At 62.7% G+C, this 15194-nt stretch carries 12 protein-coding genes; 9 read left to right on the top strand and 3 right to left on the bottom strand.

Features of this window, described 5'->3' with window-relative positions:
- Positions 1 to 90 precede the first annotated feature (90 nt).
- Together CIT31_RS08165 and CIT31_RS08160 are read left to right on the top strand one after the other, a co-directional pair.
- Positions 91 to 1056 (top strand): sugar-binding transcriptional regulator, encoded by a 966-nt coding sequence (locus tag CIT31_RS08165; protein ID WP_095518183.1) that lies wholly within the window; start codon positions 91 to 93, stop codon positions 1054 to 1056.
- An 87-nt stretch (positions 1057 to 1143) separates the two neighbouring features.
- The gene (locus tag CIT31_RS08160; RefSeq protein ID WP_095518182.1) at positions 1144 to 3198 is read left to right on the top strand and encodes a bifunctional aldolase/short-chain dehydrogenase; all 2055 of its coding nucleotides are present in this window, start codon (positions 1144 to 1146) and stop codon (positions 3196 to 3198) included.
- Positions 3199 to 3263: 65 nt separating this feature from the next.
- Here the strand turns inward: CIT31_RS08160 and CIT31_RS08155 are convergent, their stop codons facing one another.
- The 3 genes from CIT31_RS08155 to CIT31_RS08145 all read right to left on the bottom strand — a co-directional run bounded on the left by CIT31_RS08155 (position 3264) and on the right by CIT31_RS08145 (position 6963).
- Positions 3264 to 4319 (bottom strand): substrate-binding domain-containing protein, encoded by a 1056-nt coding sequence (locus CIT31_RS08155; protein WP_065008346.1) that lies wholly within the window; start codon positions 4317 to 4319, stop codon positions 3264 to 3266.
- A gap of 61 nt (positions 4320 to 4380) precedes the next feature.
- A complete protein-coding gene (locus CIT31_RS08150; protein ID WP_029355307.1) occupies positions 4381 to 5400 on the bottom strand; it encodes an ABC transporter permease in 1020 nt (339 codons plus the stop codon).
- A gap of 36 nt (positions 5401 to 5436) precedes the next feature.
- Positions 5437 to 6963: a sugar ABC transporter ATP-binding protein gene (locus CIT31_RS08145; protein WP_095518404.1), complete on the bottom strand. Its 1527-nt coding sequence runs from the start codon at positions 6961 to 6963 to the stop codon at positions 5437 to 5439.
- A 136-nt stretch (positions 6964 to 7099) separates the two neighbouring features.
- Here CIT31_RS08145 and mtnK point away from each other — a divergent pair, with 136 nt between their 5' ends.
- The 7 genes from mtnK (at position 7100) to CIT31_RS08110 (ending at position 15192) form a co-directional block, all read left to right on the top strand.
- Positions 7100 to 8371 (top strand): S-methyl-5-thioribose kinase, encoded by a 1272-nt coding sequence (mtnK, locus tag CIT31_RS08140; RefSeq protein WP_095518181.1) that lies wholly within the window; start codon positions 7100 to 7102, stop codon positions 8369 to 8371.
- Positions 8368 to 9459 carry an S-methyl-5-thioribose-1-phosphate isomerase gene (gene mtnA, locus CIT31_RS08135; RefSeq protein ID WP_095518180.1) on the top strand — a complete coding sequence of 364 codons (1092 nt, stop codon included), beginning with the start codon at positions 8368 to 8370 and terminating at the stop codon, positions 9457 to 9459. The genes mtnK and mtnA overlap by 4 nt, the downstream gene beginning before the upstream one ends.
- 353 nt (positions 9460 to 9812) lie before the next feature.
- Complete coding sequence (locus tag CIT31_RS08130) at positions 9813 to 10640, top strand: phosphogluconate dehydrogenase C-terminal domain-containing protein (protein ID WP_095518179.1); 828 nt, start codon at positions 9813 to 9815, stop codon at positions 10638 to 10640.
- A 270-nt stretch (positions 10641 to 10910) separates the two neighbouring features.
- A complete protein-coding gene (locus CIT31_RS08125) occupies positions 10911 to 11852 on the top strand; it encodes a D-ribose ABC transporter substrate-binding protein (protein ID WP_095518178.1) in 942 nt (313 codons plus the stop codon).
- 76 nt (positions 11853 to 11928) lie between these two features.
- The gene (locus CIT31_RS08120) at positions 11929 to 12588 is read left to right on the top strand and encodes a DUF2291 family protein (RefSeq protein WP_095518177.1); all 660 of its coding nucleotides are present in this window, start codon (positions 11929 to 11931) and stop codon (positions 12586 to 12588) included.
- Entirely contained in the window at positions 12585 to 14135 is a 1551-nt protein-coding gene (locus CIT31_RS08115) for a sugar ABC transporter ATP-binding protein (RefSeq protein ID WP_095518176.1), read from the top strand. Before CIT31_RS08120 ends, CIT31_RS08115 begins: the two co-directional genes overlap by 4 nt.
- Entirely contained in the window at positions 14128 to 15192 is a 1065-nt protein-coding gene (locus CIT31_RS08110) for an ABC transporter permease (protein WP_095518175.1), read from the top strand. Before CIT31_RS08115 ends, CIT31_RS08110 begins: the two co-directional genes overlap by 8 nt.
- Positions 15193 to 15194: the final 2 nt, after the last annotated feature.

The raw sequence follows: 15194 nt of genomic DNA, 5'->3' as shown, positions 1-15194 counted from the left end.
ATCTAGATTCCGCGCGCGAAAGGGTACCGTTTACCCCCGCTCGATTTGACTTTTGTCGAGAGCCATGAATAATGTCAGCGAGGAGATGGCATGGCGATCCGACCGGCAGAACAGCTTATCCACAAGGCCGCCTGGCTCTACTATGCCCATGGCCTGCGTCAGGATCAGGTGGCCAGCCAGCTCAAGATTTCCCGAGCCTCGGTCGCCATGTATCTGCGCAAGGCGCGCGAGACCGGCATCGTCAACATCTCGACCTCAACCCAGCTTTTCACCGACGATGTCATGGCGCGCAAGCTCGAAGACGCATTGAAGCTCGATGCCGTCTGGATCGCGCCGGAAAACGGCCATGTCGCCGATCCGTCGACCGACATCGCGGTGCTGGCGGCCAGCGTCTTTCTCGAACTGATCAAGAAGGGCGACCGCATCGGGGTCGCGTGGGGAAGGACCATCTATACGATCGCCGACATCATGTCCTATGCCGATCTGCAGGATGTCACGGTGGTGCAGCTCTGCGGCAATCTGGGAGCCCCCTATTCCTACCGGCCCGACCAATGCACCATGGAAATCGCACGCCGGCTCAACGCCAAGGGGCTCAATTTCTACGCACCGCTGGTGCTGACGACAGAGGAACTGGCACGCGGCCTACGCGCCGAGCCGGTGATCCGCGAGCAGTTGTCGGGCATCAGTGCGTGCAACCTGGCGCTTTACTCGGTCGGCACCGTCGACGCCGACAGCCATGTTGTCAAATGCGGCGCGCTGACTGCGAGCGAAATGGAGGTGCTGCGCCGTGCCGGGGCCGCCGGCGTCATCGCCGGGCAGATCATCGACGCGCAAGGCAAAGCGCTCGACTGCAGCTACAACCGGCGGATCATTTCGGCGGAGCTGTCATCGCTGCGCAAGATTGAAAAAAGCCTGGTGGTGGTGCAGGAAGACAGCAAATTCGAGCCGCTGGTGGCGGCGATCGCAGGTGGGCTGTGCACGCATCTGGTGGTCGGCGCCCGGATGGCGCGACGGCTGCTCGACCATGCCGGACCGGCGGCGGAAAAGGTCGCCTAGATACGCAAAACGCCGCCGCGGGCGCATTGTCATCAAAGCGTCGCGGCGTTCCTGTTCACAAACAAAGAGAAATCGGACGAAGCGAACATGAAGAACCTGTGGAATGACGGCGACGCGGAGAAGCTGGTTGCCGACTATGCAACAAAGGGCGTTGCCCGCGACCTGGCGCTGCGAGTCTATACGACCAGGCTTCTGGGCGGCGAACCGCGGCTTGTCCTGCATGGCGGCGGCAACACATCCTGCAAGACAAAGGCCATCGACCTCGTCGGCGACGAATGGGACGTGCTCTGCGTCAAGGGCAGCGGCTGGGACATGGGCGTCATCGAGCCGCAGGGCCTGCCGGCGGTCAAGCTCGGCGCTCTGCTCAAGGCGCGGTCGCTCAAGAAACTCTCCGACGAGGATATGGTTGCCCTGCAGCGGGTGAACCTCATCGACCCGTCTTCGCCAAACCCCTCGGTCGAGACGCTGCTACACGCCTTCCTGCCGCATAAATTCGTCGACCATACGCACTCGACCGCCGTTCTGGCCATCGTCGACCAGGATGATAGCGAGGCACTGAGCAAGAAAGTCTTCGGCAACAAGATGGGGTTCGTGCCTTACATCATGCCGGGCTTCGACCTGGCGAAGGCGGCGGCCGATGTCTTTGACGCCGACCCGACGGTCGAGGGCCTGATCCTCGACAAGCATGGCATTTTCACGTTCGGCGACGATGCCAAACAGGCCTACGACCGGATGATCCACTATGTGAACGCCGCCGAGGAGTTCATCGCCAGCCACGGCAAGCCGCTTGCCGAAAAAGCCGCCTTGCCGGCCAGGCTGGCCAAGCCTGCGGACATTGCGCCGATGCTGCGCGGCTCACTGGCGGTAGCGCGCGGCGAAGGCCGCTTCGACCGCATGATCAGCGATTTCCGCACCTCGGACGCGATCGTCGATTTCATCAATTCGGCAAAGATTGCCGATTATGCCGGGCGCGGCGTATCGACGCCCGACCTGTCGATCCGCATCAAGACCGGGCCGATGGCGCTGCCGGCGCCCGACGCAGACAAGATCGGCGACTACAAATCCGTCATCCGCCAACATGTCGAGAAATTCGCCGGGGACTATCGCGCCTACTTCGAAACCAACGACGCGCTCGATGATGTGAAGCGCACGATGCTCGACCAGATGCCGCGGCTGACGCTGGTGCCGGGCCTCGGCATGTTCGGCCATGGCCGCACGCTTAAGGATGCGAAGATTGCCTCCGACGTCGGTGAAATGTGGATCGAGGCGGTGCGCGGGGCCGAAGCGGTCGGCGATTTCCGCCCGCTGTCCAAAGCCGACCTGTTCCCGCTCGAATACTGGTCGCTGGAACAGGCCAAGCTCGCCTCCAACAAGCCGAAGCCGCTGACCGGGCAGGTTGTGCTGGTCACCGGCGGCGCCGGCGCAATCGGCGCCGCCACGGCAAAGCTGTTCGCCGACAACGGCGCCCATGCCGTCGTCGTCGATCTCGATGCGTCAAGGGCGGCGGAAGCGGCGAAGAAAGCCGGCAACAGTTCGATCGGCATCGGCGCCGACATCACCGATCCGGCGCAGATGCGCGCGGCATTCGACAAGGCGGTGGCCGTCTACGGCGGCCTCGACATTCTCGTCTCGAATGCGGGGGCTGCCTGGGAAGGCCGGATCGGCGAACTCGACGACGCCACTTTGCGCAAGAGCTTCGAGCTAAATTTCTTCGCCCACCAGTCAGCGGCGCAGAACGCGGTGCGGATCATGCTCGAACAGGGCACCGGCGGCGTGCTCCTTTTCAACACCTCCAAGCAGGCGATCAATCCGGGTCCGAAGTTCGGCGCCTATGGCATCCCGAAGGCGGCGACGCTGTTCCTGTCCAGGCAGTATGCCCTCGACTATGGCGCCCATGGCATCCGCTCGAATGCCGTCAACGCCGATCGCATCCGTTCCGGATTGCTTACCGACGCCATGATCGCCAGCCGTTCGGGCGCGCGCGGCGTGTCGGAAAAGGAATATATGGCGGGCAATCTGCTTGGTCAGGAAGTGACGGCCGAAGACGTGGCCCAGGCTTTCCTGCATCAGGCGCTGGCCGAGCGGACCACCGCCAGTGTGACGACGGTCGACGGCGGCAACATCGCTGCGGCGCTGCGGTAGGAAGAACAGTCCAGACGCAAAAGAGCGGCCCGCAAGCCGCTCTTTCCTTTGCCTGCGATAAAAAGCTACTTGGCGTTCGGGTTCGGCATCCAGGCCGGCATCGCGACATCGGCATGGGCGAACTGCGGCAGCTTGGCCGAAAGGTCTTCCATGTTCTTGATGTCCTTGTCGATCAGATCCTTCTGGGTGATCAGCGTCGGCGGCACGATGACGTTGTGGCCGGGGTCTTCGCCGGCCAAAAGCTGCGCCAGGGCGCGCACCGAAACCTGGCCGACGACGGCCGGATTGGTGGCGGCGGTTGCCGCCCAGGCGCTGTCGGGCTCGCGCATCGCGGCGATGTCGGAGGTCGAGATATCGGCCGAATAGATCTTGATGTCCTTGTTGAACCCCGCCTCGTCGACTGCGATCTTCACGCCCTTGGCGAATTCATCATAGGGCGCGAACATCACCTTGATGTCGGGGTTGGCCGACAACACCGAGCGGGCCTGGTTGGCGACGGAATTGGCGATCGGATTATCGAGCGTGCCGAACATCGCCGCCTCGTTGATCCCCGCATATTTCTTCTTGAAGTCAACCCAGGTCTCGTTGCGGCGGTCGAGCGGCGCGATGCCGGCGACATAGACATAGCCGGCCTTCCAGCTCTCGCCATTGTCCTTGATCGCCTGTTCGAGCGCGAGGCGTGCGAGGTCGCGGTCGGACTGTTCGATCTGCGGGATCTTGGGGTTTTCGACGTTGACGTCGAACGCTACGACCTTGATGCCGGCGTCGACCGCGCGCTGGGCGGCTTCCTTCATCGATTCCGTCAAGCCGTGCTGGATGATGATGCCCTGGACGCCAAGCGCGATGGCCTGGTCGACCATGTCTGCCTGGAGGGCGGCGTCCTGACGGCTGTCAAGGACGCGCAGATCGACGCCGAGCGCTTTGGCCTGTGCTTCGACACCGGACAGATAGGCCTGGAAGAAGTCACCGGTCGAGAGATAGCGGACCAGCGCGATCTTGACGGCGCCGGGCTTGTCGAACGGCGCCGGCCTGTCCTGCGCCATCGCCGGGACCTGCATCAGCAGCGCGGCGCCGGCAAGCCCGAGTGCTGCCTTCCCCAAAAGTCTTCTCGTGATCTTCATGTTGTCTCCTCCACTTGTTGAACTCAATTTTCAGCCGGTCGAAATCCTATCTGTCGAAACCCTACCTCTTGCCCCTGCCGGAAAGGGCGAAGGTGAAGACAAGGGCAACCACAAGAACCACGCCCTTGATGAAATCCTGCGTGTAGTAGGGCGCGTTCATCATCGTCAGGCCTTGCAGCAGCACGCCGACAAACACCGCACCGACGGCCGTACCGAAGGCGTTCGGCTTGGCGGCCCCGAGGACCGCATAGCCGATCAGCGCCGCGGCGACAGCGTCGAGCAGGAGATTATTACCCGAGGCGATGTCGCCGCGTCCAAGCCGGGCAGCGAGCAAAATGCCGCCGATCGAGGCAAAAACCCCTGAAATAACGTAGGCCCAGATTTTGTACGCCTTGACAGGCGCGCCGGCGAGTTCGGCAGCCCGTTCGTTGCTGCCGACCGCATACATCATGCGACCGAAACGGGTGTATTCGAGAAAAAACCAGATCAGCACCGCAAGCACGAGCAAGACGACTACCGAAACCGGGATGAGGTTGGGGATGAAGAAATCGAAGCGGTGGCGGCCAAGCGCCAGGAAGCCAGCGCCGAACGTGCCGTTGGCGACCGCGCCATCGGGCATCGTCATGCCGGTGGCGATCGAGCGGCCCTCGGTCGGAATGCGCTGCAGGCCGACGAGCAGGAACATCATGCCGAGCGTCGCCAGAAGGTCCGGTACGCGCATATAGACGATCAGCCAGCCATTGATGAGGCCGACAACGGCACCGATCAAGAGACAGGCGACAACCGCGACGACGGCGTTCTGCTCCAGCACCACCATGACATAGGCGGCTGCCATCATGGCGCTGGTGGCGACGGAGCCGATCGACAGGTCGAAGCCGCCGACGACCAGGGTGGCGGTGACGCCGAGCGCCAGCACGCCGGTGATGGCGACCGACTGGAAGATGAAGACGGCGCTCTGCGGCGAGACGAAGCCATCGGCGGCGATGGCGAAATAGGCAATCAACCCGAACAGCAGAACGATGAAGCCATAGCGGATGGCATGGTCGCGCGCCGCTGCCATCCTTACCAAACCCGAACTCATGTCCTCTCCATTCCACGTCCCATTATCTGCCCGCCCTCACGCTGCGCTGTGCAAGGGCCTGCCCGCCACTTCGGCCAACAAGCGCTCGAGGTCGATGTCGGCGTTGCGGTGTTCGCCAACGATTGTCTGCTCCGACATCACCAGGATGCGGTCGGCGGTCTCCAGCGCCTCGTCGAGTTCAGTGACGAACAGCAGCGTCGCACGGCCGTTCGCGCTCGCCCGCAGCTTGGCCGCGATGTCGCGCCTGGCCGAAATGTCGACGCCCTGAAACGGCTCGTCCAGAATGAACAGCTTTGCCGCCTGCGAGATCCAGCGGGCGACCATCACCTTCTGCTGGTTGCCGCCGGAAAGGGCTGACATTTCGTCCTTCTCCGAGCGGCAGACGATGCCCAGTTCCCGAATCTGCTGGCGGGCGGTGGCGCGCTCGATGCGGCGCTTGAGAACGCCCATACGCGACATCCGCCTGTGGAACGGCAGGCTGATATTTTCCTGGATGTTGAAGTCGCCGACGATCCCGTTTTCGCTCCGGTCCTTGGCGACGAGAAACACGCCGGCGGCGATCGCCTCGCCTGTCGAACCCGGAGCATAGGGTTTTCCGTTCAACGTCATGGTCCCGGTGAGCGGCTTGCGGACGCCAAACAGCGTCTCGGCGAGCGCGGTCTTGCCGACGCCGACGAGGCCGGTGATGGCAACGACTTCGCCGTCGCCGAGCGTCAGCGAGATCGGCATGGAGCCTTCTGCAATGCGCAACCCGTCGATCGTCAGGATAGGCTTGGCCGAATTCCTGGCGACGATCCGGTCGAGGTGGATCTTGCGGCCGAGCATGGCGTTGACGGCGCCTTCATAATCGAGCGGCTTGCGGTCGAAAACACCTGAGATGGCGCCGTCTCGCATCGAGACGATCCGGTCGGCGAGCCGCCTGATGTCGGACATGCGGTGCGAGATGTAGAGGATCGCGACGCCCTGCTCGCGCAGCCTGTCGACCAGCGCGAACAGCCGGTCGGCTTCGGCGCTGGACAAAGAGGAGGTCGGCTCATCGAGGATCAGGACCTTCGGCTGATGCGCCATGGCGCGGGCAATCGCCACCATCTGGCGGTCGGCCAGAGACAGATCGCTGATCCGGGCCTTCAGGTCGATGGCCAGCCCCATGCGGTCGGCAACCGCTTTTGCCTCGCGACGCACCCGGCCCGGATTGAACAGGGTCGGCGCGCCGCTGCCGCTCAGCCTGTCGAGCGTCAAATTGGTGGCGACGTCGAGGTCGGCGACGACACCGTCATTGATGTTTTGATGAACGGTGACGACGCCGGCGCGGATCGCCTCGGCCGGCGTTTTTGGCGCGAAATCCTCCGGCGCGAAGTCGTGGCCGGCAAGGCTCATCGTGCCGCCGCCGCGCTCGTAGACGCCGCTGACGATTTTGACGAGGGTGGATTTGCCGGCGCCGTTGGCGCCCATCAGCACGGTCACTTCACCGGCATGCAAATCGAGCGAGACGCCGCCAAGCACCTCGATATGGCCAAAGGACTTCCTCAGGCCGTGCACGCGGAACACGGCATCATTGCCCATTCGTTCCTCCCTGACCATGACGCTAGGGGCTGCTCCGGCAATTGTCAACACGATTGACAATTGCCAGAGAGCTTCCTAGCTTGGCCCGACCGCCATGGCTCCATTATGATGGGAGCACATAAGCGGGAGGGTGAGGATGACTGGGAAATCGCCGTTCGAAGCACTGTCGGTCAAGACATTGGCGGCACGCCTTGGCGCCAACGAGGCGCTGTGTTCGCATATCGGCAAGGACACGGCCCGCTGGAAGGTCCGCGAGGTCGGCGACGGCAATCTGAACCTGGTCTTCATCGTCGAGGGCGCCACGGGTGCTGCCGTCGTCAAGCAGGCCCTGCCCTATGTTCGCCTGGTCGGCGACAGCTGGCCGCTGCCATTGAAGCGCTCCTTTTTCGAGTATCACGCGCTGACGCGGCAGGAAGCGAGAGCGCCCGGTTCGGTGCCGGCCATCTATCATTTCGACGAAGTCCAGGCGCTGATCATCATGGAATATCTGTCGCCGCACATCATCTTGCGGCGGGCGCTGATCGAGGGCCGCCAGTTGCCGAACATCGCCAGGGATATCGGCTTGTTCATGGCCCGCACGTTGTTTCGCGGCTCCGACCTCAGCATGGTGACCAAAGATCGCAAGGCGGATCTGGCGCTGTTCGCCGACAACGTCGAGCTCTGCGATATCACCGAGAATCTGGTGTTCTCCGATCCCTATTTCGACGCCAAGATGAACCGGCATACGAGCCCGCAGCTCGACGGCATCGTCGCAGAATTGCGCGCGGACCGCGATCTCAAGGTCGAGGCGCAGCGGCTGAAGCATCTTTTTGCGGCCAATGCAGAAACGCTGCTGCACGGCGACCTGCATTCCGGCTCGATCATGGTCACCGACTCAGAAACGCGGATGATCGACCCCGAATTCGCCTTCTACGGGCCGATGGCCTTCGATGTCGGCATGCTGCTCGCCAATTTCTGGATGGCGTTCTTTTCGCAGCGCGGTCACGAACAGAAGGAAAAGCGCGACGCCATGCGCGGCTATTTGCTCGATGTGACGGTCGAGACATGGTCGGTATTCCGCACCGAGTTTTCGCATCTGTGGCGAACCGAGCGCACCGGCATGCTTTACCAGAAGAGCCTGTTCGAGGATCAGGGCGACAGGCTTGGCGCCGAACAGGCGCTCGACCACATGCTGCATTCGATTTGGACCGACATGCTGGGCTTTGCCGGCGTCGAGGTGCACCGGCGTATTCTGGGCCTGGCGCACAACGCCGATTTCGAGACCATTGCCGACGAGGATCTGCGCGCCACATGTGAGGCGAAGGCACTGAAATTCGGCCGTCACATCGCCGTCAACCGGCGCCAGATTCACAGCATCGACGAGGTCAACACATTGGCCGCGCTGATCGAACAGGAGAACAGAATTTGAACGTCGGCGACCGTCACTACCGGACCATCTGGCTGAGCGACGACGGCCGTTCGGTGGACATCATCGACCAGCGCTGGCTGCCGCATGATTTCCGCGTGGAAAAAGTCGGCACGGTTGCCGGCATCGCGACGGCGATCCGCGACATGTGGGTACGCGGCGCGCCACTGATCGGCGTCACCGCCGCTTATGGCGTCGCCATGCAGATGGCCGACGATCCATCCGATGCAGCACTCGACGGCATCTGGGAGGTCTTGCACGAAACGCGCCCGACCGCGATCAATCTGCGTTGGGCGCTCGATGAGATGCGAGGTTTCCTGCGGCCGCTTCCATCTGGACAACGCGCCGAGGCTGCTTACCGGCGCGCCGGAGAAATCGCCGACGAGGATGTCGGCCTCAACCGAGCCATCGGCGTTAATGGACTTGAAATCATCAAGGAAATCGCGGTGCGCAAGCGGCCGGGAGAGCCGGTCAACATCCTGACCCATTGCAATGCCGGCTGGCTCGCCACCGTCGACTACGGCACCGCCACGGCGCCGATCTATTTGGCAACGGAGGCGGGCATTCCCGTTCACGTCTATGTCGACGAAACACGCCCGCGCAACCAGGGCGCTCAGCTGACCGCATGGGAGATGGCCGGCCATGGCGTGCCGCATACGCTGATCGTCGACAATGCCGGCGGCCATCTGATGCAGCGCGGCCAGATCGACATGGTTATCGTTGGCACCGACCGCACCACCGCCGACGGCGATGTCTGCAACAAGATCGGCACCTATTTGAAAGCGCTGGCCGCGGCCGACAACGACGTGCCGTTCTACGTCGCGCTGCCGTCGCCAACCATCGACTGGACGGTGGGTGACGGGCTGGCCGAAATCCCGATCGAACAGCGCTCCAGCGACGAGGTCTCGCTGGTCTGGGGCAAGACCGCGAATGGCGAGATTGCGCAGGTCCGCATCTCGCCGGATACGACGCCCGCGGCAAACCCGGCCTTCGACGTGACGCCGGCGCGGCTGGTCACCGGATTGATCACGGAGCGCGGCGTCGCCAGGGCCTCGCGCGAAGGCTTGAAGGCGATGTTTCCCGGACGCTGATGATCCGGCTTCATTGACGGTATCAGCGGATAACCGAGAGTCCAGCCGTTGATTGCCCCATCCGCAGCAAGGGCGCGGCTTGCGCTCATCCAGAGTAGCTCGTCTCTGACAGCCGGCATTTTGGTGACGGCCGATTCTGCGTGACATCCTGGTGCTCGCCTCGCCGGCACGCGGACAAGTTAAAGCGACGCGATCGTCCGTCGATGCGGTGGGCGATGCTAACAACCTACGACACTGACGGAGCGGGCCGCATCCGATTCCTATCCAGTTGCCAAGCCGTGGTAGTGTGATTATACCAGTAGATTAGATGACGATCGGCCGGGCCATCGTTCGAGATCAGGAGTAACGGCTAGATGACAACGATAGCGCTGTTTGGTGCCGGCGGCAAAATGGGTTACCGCCTGTCGACCAATTTTCGCGGCTCTCACTACACGATACGCCATGTCGAGGTCAGCGACGTCGGCCGCGAGCGGCTAAAGACGGGGTTGGGCATCAACGCGGTCAGCGCCGACGAAGCCCTCGATGGCGCCGAGGTGGTCATCCTGGCGGTTCCCGACACCCATATCGGCAAGGTGGCGGCCAGCATCGAGGGCAAGCTTGCTGCCGGCACCATGGTCGTCGTGCTGGACGCCGCAGCACCTTTCGCCGGCCATTTGCCCAAGCGGCCGGACCTGACCTATTTCGTCACCCATCCCTGCCATCCGCCGATCTTCAACGACGAGACCGATATGGCGGCCAAGAAGGACTATTTCGGCGGCGTCAAGGCCAAGCAGCATATGGTCAGCGCGCTGATACAGGGACCGGAGGAAGATTTCGCCAAGGGCGAAGCGATCGCCAAGATCATCTGGGCCCCGGTCATGCGGTCGCATCGCGTCACGGTCGACCAAATGGCGCTGCTCGAACCCGGCCTTTCTGAGACTGTCTGCGCCTCGTTGTTGGTCGTGATGAAGGAAGCGGTCGACGAGGTCGTCGCGCGCGGGGTCGACCAGCAGGCCGCACTCGACTTCCTGCTTGGCCACATGAACGTGCTCGGCGCCGTCATCTTCGGCGAGACCAAGGGCGTGTTCTCCGATGCCTGCAACAAGGCCATCGAGTTCGGCAAGCCGGTCTTGATGCGTGACGATTGGAAGCGGGTCTTCGAGCCGGAAGAGATTGCAGCGAGCATTCAGCGCATCACCTGAGGCAGGTACATATCACCTGAATTAGTGATTGACTCATCATACCAGTTGGCTTAGCTGTTCGTAAGCTCGGACCAACCCAGGCCTCGCCAGGGAATTCGAGGCTTGGGCGAGCGGAGGAGGCCGGGGACTGGGGGCGCGACGATCCGTTCAGAGGGAGCCGGCAAACGGTTTTGAAACTGAGGCGATCCGCGATCTCTTGTGCCGCCTGACGAATTGAAACGCAGACAGTGGCCTAAGTTGATCAGGGCTTTTTCAAAACGGGAGGAAATCATGAAACTCACTCGCAGAATAAAACTTGTAGCTTTTGCCGGCATGCTGGCGCTTGGCACCGCCGCACCCGCCTATGCGGCGGATCTCATTGCCATCATCACGCCCTCGCACGACAACCCGTTCTTCAAGGCGGAAGCCGTCGGCGCGGAAGCCAAGGCCAAGGAACTCGGTTATGAAACGCTGGTGCTTGTCCATGACGACGACGCCAATAAGCAGTCGGAGCTGATCGACACAGCGATCGGCCGCGGCGCCAAGGCGATCATCCTCGACAATGCCGGCGCCGACGCCACCGTCGCCGCCGTGCAGAAGGCCAAGGACGCGGGCGTTCCGTCCTTCCTGATCGATCGCGAGATCAACGCCACCGGCGTCGCCGTCGCGCAGATCGTCTCCAACAACTATCAGGGCGCCCAGCTCGGCGCGCAGGAATTCGTCAAGCTGATGGGCGAGAAGGGCAATTTCGTCGAGCTGGTCGGCAAGGAATCCGACACCAATGCCGGCATTCGCTCGAAGGGCTATCACGATGTCATCGACGACTATCCGGACCTGAAGATGGTGGCGCAGCAGTCGGCCAACTGGAGCCAGACCGAAGCTTATTCCAAGATGGAATCGATCCTCCAGGCTAACCCGGACATCAAGGGCGTGATCTCCGGCAACGACACGATGGCGATGGGCGCCTATGCCGCTCTTGCCGCCGCCGGCCGCAAGGAGGTCATCGTCGTCGGGTTCGACGGATCGAATGACGTGCGCGATTCGATCGCTTCAGGCGGCATCAAGGCCACAGTCCTGCAGCCGGCCTATGCGCAGGCGCAGATGGCAGTCGAGCAGGCCAACGACTTCATCAAGAACAAGAAATCTCCGGCCGAGGAAAAGCAGCTGATGGACTGCGTCCTGATCAATGGCGACAATGCCGCCAAGCTGGAAACCTTCGCGCTGACCAACTGAGCCGGCGTAACATCAATCGCAAGGGACGAGCCTCCGGCTCGTCCCTTGCTTCCATTTACTGGGTGCCCTGACCGCCATGCCGAACAAGCCGACATGTTCGATCCTCGCCGCGCCGCTCATTGCCGTGACCGTCGGCGTCAGCCTGACCGGCTGCAAGATCCTGCCGACACCGTCAGCGGAAAACGGCGGCAAACCTCCGGCCTTCAATGCGGACAAGATGGTCGGCGATATCTGGGCTGCCAAGGCGGTGCCCTATCTCCAGCAGAAGGCCGGGCCATTTCCCGAGGTTCACGCGCTGGCGAAAGCCGATCCAGCGGCTGCCGGCGCCAAGTATGGCAATCCGAAGAAGCAGGCGAATTCGCCATGGACCTTCTCGATTCGCCTCGAAGGCAAGATTGTTGCGGCGAATACACAGTCACGCGCGGCAACCATGGATGTCGATGCCGACGGCGACGGCAAGGCGGATGCGCGGGTGCAGATCGGACCCGCAATGCGTGGCACCGCGCTGCGCGACAGTCTCGACTTCATCCAGTTCAACGATTTCACCAACCAGATCGACTTCGCCCAGTTCGGCAAGGCGTTCAACATCTACGCCGACAAGACAGTGCTTTCCAAGCTGCCGCGCGACGCGCTGGAGGGCCGGAGCGTCAAGATTGTCGGTGCCTATGTCATGGGCAGCGGTCAAGACCTGCCGCTGGTGACGCCGGCGGAGGCAGAGATCGGGCCAAAGCCATGACTGCCGCCGATCATGACGTTATATTGAAGCTGGAAGACGTCTCCAAGGTCTATTCGGGCACCGTCGCGGTCAAGCGCGCGAATTTCGAGGTGCGCAAGGGCGCGGTCAATGTGCTCGTCGGCGAGAATGGCGCCGGCAAATCGACGCTGATGAAGATCATCGCCGGCGTCGAACAACCGACGGTCGGCCGCATACTCCTGGAGGGCGAGGAGGTTTCCTTCTCGTCGTCCGGCGACGCGGTGAATCGCGGCATCGGCATGGTGTTTCAGGAGCTGAACCTGTTCGGCAACCTGACCGTCGCCGAAAACATTTTCGCCACGCGCGAGATCACCAACCGGTTCCGCAAGATCGACAGCAGAGAACAGGACCGCCGCGCGGCCGAATTCCTGGAGCGTCTGGAAGCCGGCATCCGGCCGGACATGCTGGTCGAGGATTTGCGCATCGGCCAGCAGCAGCTGGTCGAGATCGCCAAGGCGGTTTCGCTCGATGCGCGCATCCTGATCATGGACGAACCGACCTCGGCGCTGAGTGCGGCAGAAGTCGAGATCCTGTTCAAGGTCATTGCCGACCTCAAGGCGCGCGGCGTGGCGATCGTCTACATCTCGCACCGGCTCGAAGAGCTGATCCGTATCGGCGACTACATCACCGTGCTGCGCGATGGGCGGATCACCGGCCAAGAGAAGATGAAAAACGTCGACACGCAATGGATCGTGCGGCAGATGATCGGCTCGGACGCCAAGGACTTCGCCAAAGCCGACGGCCATATTCCTGGCGAAGAGATCTTTCGCGCCGAGGACATCTGCCTGCCGCGCGTGACTGGCGGGCTTGCGGTCGATCATGTCTCGCTGTCGCTGCGCGCCGGCGAGATCCTTGGGATCTATGGCCTGATGGGTGCCGGACGCAGCGAGCTGTTCGACTGCATCATGGGACGCCATGGCCATGCCACCGGAACGATCTTCATCGCCGGCAAAAAGATCAGAGAGCGCGACACGACGCGGCGGATCCGGCGCGGGCTGGCGCTGATCCCCGAGGACCGCCAGCGCGAAGGGCTGGTGTCGATCCTCTCCGTCGCCAGCAACCTGACGCTGGCCAGCCTGTCGCGGTTTGTGCGCCTGTTCCATATCAGCGGCGCCAAGGAAAACCAGGCGGTGACGCAGATGGTGCGGGAGCTGGCGATCAAGGTCGCCAATCCGGCGCAAGAGGTCTCGTCGCTGTCCGGCGGCAACCAGCAGAAGGTGGTGATCGGCAAGGCGCTGCTCACCGGACCGAAGGTGCTGCTGATGGACGAACCGAGCCGCGGCATAGATGTCGGCGCCAAGGCCGATGTCTTCCGCACCATGCGCAAACTGTCCCGCGACGGACTGGGCATACTTTTCGCCACCTCCGATCTCGACGAGGTGATGGCACTGTCCGACCGGATCGCGGTGATGAGCAATGGAAAACTGACCGGCATGTTCGATCGCGGCGACGCGACCGAGGCGGCACTCGTCGCCGCATCGGCGCTTGGCCACGGACCGATCCCGCACGGAGAGCCCGCCTATGACTGACATCCCCGCCAAGGCCTCCGTTGCCTCCGCCTCGAACGGCTCCGTGCTGCTGACGCTGATGAAGGCGAGGACGTTCATCGCGCTGATCGCCGTCCTGATCTTCTTCTCGATCGCAGCACCGAATTTCCTGTCGGCCGCCAACCTGATCCTGATGTCCAAGCACGTGGCGCTGAACGCGTTCCTGGCCATGGGCATGACCTTCGTCATCATCACCGGAGGCATCGATCTGTCGGTCGGCTCGATCGTCGGCCTGTGCGGCATGGTGGCCGGCTATCTCGTGCTCAACGGCATCGACCTGCAGGTCGGCTACACGATCTATTTCAATGTCTTCGAGATCGCGCTGATCACGCTGGCGGTCGGCATTCTGATCGGGGCCGTCAATGGATTGCTGATCACCAGGCTGAATGTCGCGCCGTTCATCGCCACGCTCGGCGTGCTCTATGTCGCGCGCGGCCTGGCGCTGCTGTCGTCCGATGGCCGCACTTTTCCGAACCTCGTTGGTAAACCCGATCTGGGCACGACAGGCTTCGGCTTCCTCGGCGCTGGTCGGCTGTTCGGCCTGCCGGTCTCGATATGGATTCTTGTCGTCGTAGCACTTGGGGCCGCCTATCTCGCCAAATACACCCCGCTCGGCCGCCACATCTTCGCCGTCGGCGGCAACGAACGGGCGGCGCGGATTTCGGGCGTCCGGGTCAACATGGTGAAGATGTTCGTCTACATGTTCTCCGGTTTCTGTGCGGCGATCGTCGGCCTGATCATCTCGTCCGAACTGATGGCCTCGCATCCGGCGACCGGCGAAAGTTTCGAGCTCAACGCCATCGCCGCGGCGGTGCTCGGCGGCACCTCGATGTCGGGTGGCCGCGGCACGATCGGCGGCACCATCGTCGGCGCCTTCGTCATCGGCATTCTCTCCGACGGGCTGGTGATGATGGGGGTGAGCTCGTTCTGGCAGATGGTGATCAAGGGCCTCGTCATCATCGTCGCCGTCGTCGTCGACCAGGCGCAGCGCCGGCTGCAACAACGCGTTACACTGATGCAGATGGCAAAGGCGGGCTGAGC

This window comes from Mesorhizobium wenxiniae, assembly GCF_002284535.1.
Lineage (GTDB): Bacteria > Pseudomonadota > Alphaproteobacteria > Rhizobiales > Rhizobiaceae > Mesorhizobium > Mesorhizobium wenxiniae.
This window is presented reverse-complemented; position numbering and strand designations above follow the sequence as displayed.

Bases quoted from the DNA above. Each gene is read 5' to 3' on its own strand.
- CIT31_RS08145 (WP_095518404.1), bottom strand. From the start codon at position 6,963: ATGGGCAATGATGCCGTGTTCCGCGTGCACGGCCTGAGGAAGTCCTTT.
- CIT31_RS08120 (WP_095518177.1), top strand. From the start codon at position 11,929: ATGCCGAACAAGCCGACATGTTCGATCCTCGCCGCGCCGCTCATTGCC.
- mtnK (WP_095518181.1), top strand. From the start codon at position 7,100: ATGACTGGGAAATCGCCGTTCGAAGCACTGTCGGTCAAGACATTGGCG.
- CIT31_RS08150 (WP_029355307.1), bottom strand. From the start codon at position 5,400: ATGAGTTCGGGTTTGGTAAGGATGGCAGCGGCGCGCGACCATGCCATC.
- CIT31_RS08160 (WP_095518182.1), top strand. From the start codon at position 1,144: ATGAAGAACCTGTGGAATGACGGCGACGCGGAGAAGCTGGTTGCCGAC.
- CIT31_RS08155 (WP_065008346.1), bottom strand. From the start codon at position 4,319: ATGAAGATCACGAGAAGACTTTTGGGGAAGGCAGCACTCGGGCTTGCC.
- CIT31_RS08125 (WP_095518178.1), top strand. From the start codon at position 10,911: ATGAAACTCACTCGCAGAATAAAACTTGTAGCTTTTGCCGGCATGCTG.
- CIT31_RS08110 (WP_095518175.1), top strand. From the start codon at position 14,128: ATGACTGACATCCCCGCCAAGGCCTCCGTTGCCTCCGCCTCGAACGGC.
- CIT31_RS08115 (WP_095518176.1), top strand. From the start codon at position 12,585: ATGACTGCCGCCGATCATGACGTTATATTGAAGCTGGAAGACGTCTCC.
- CIT31_RS08130 (WP_095518179.1), top strand. From the start codon at position 9,813: ATGACAACGATAGCGCTGTTTGGTGCCGGCGGCAAAATGGGTTACCGC.
- CIT31_RS08165 (WP_095518183.1), top strand. From the start codon at position 91: ATGGCGATCCGACCGGCAGAACAGCTTATCCACAAGGCCGCCTGGCTC.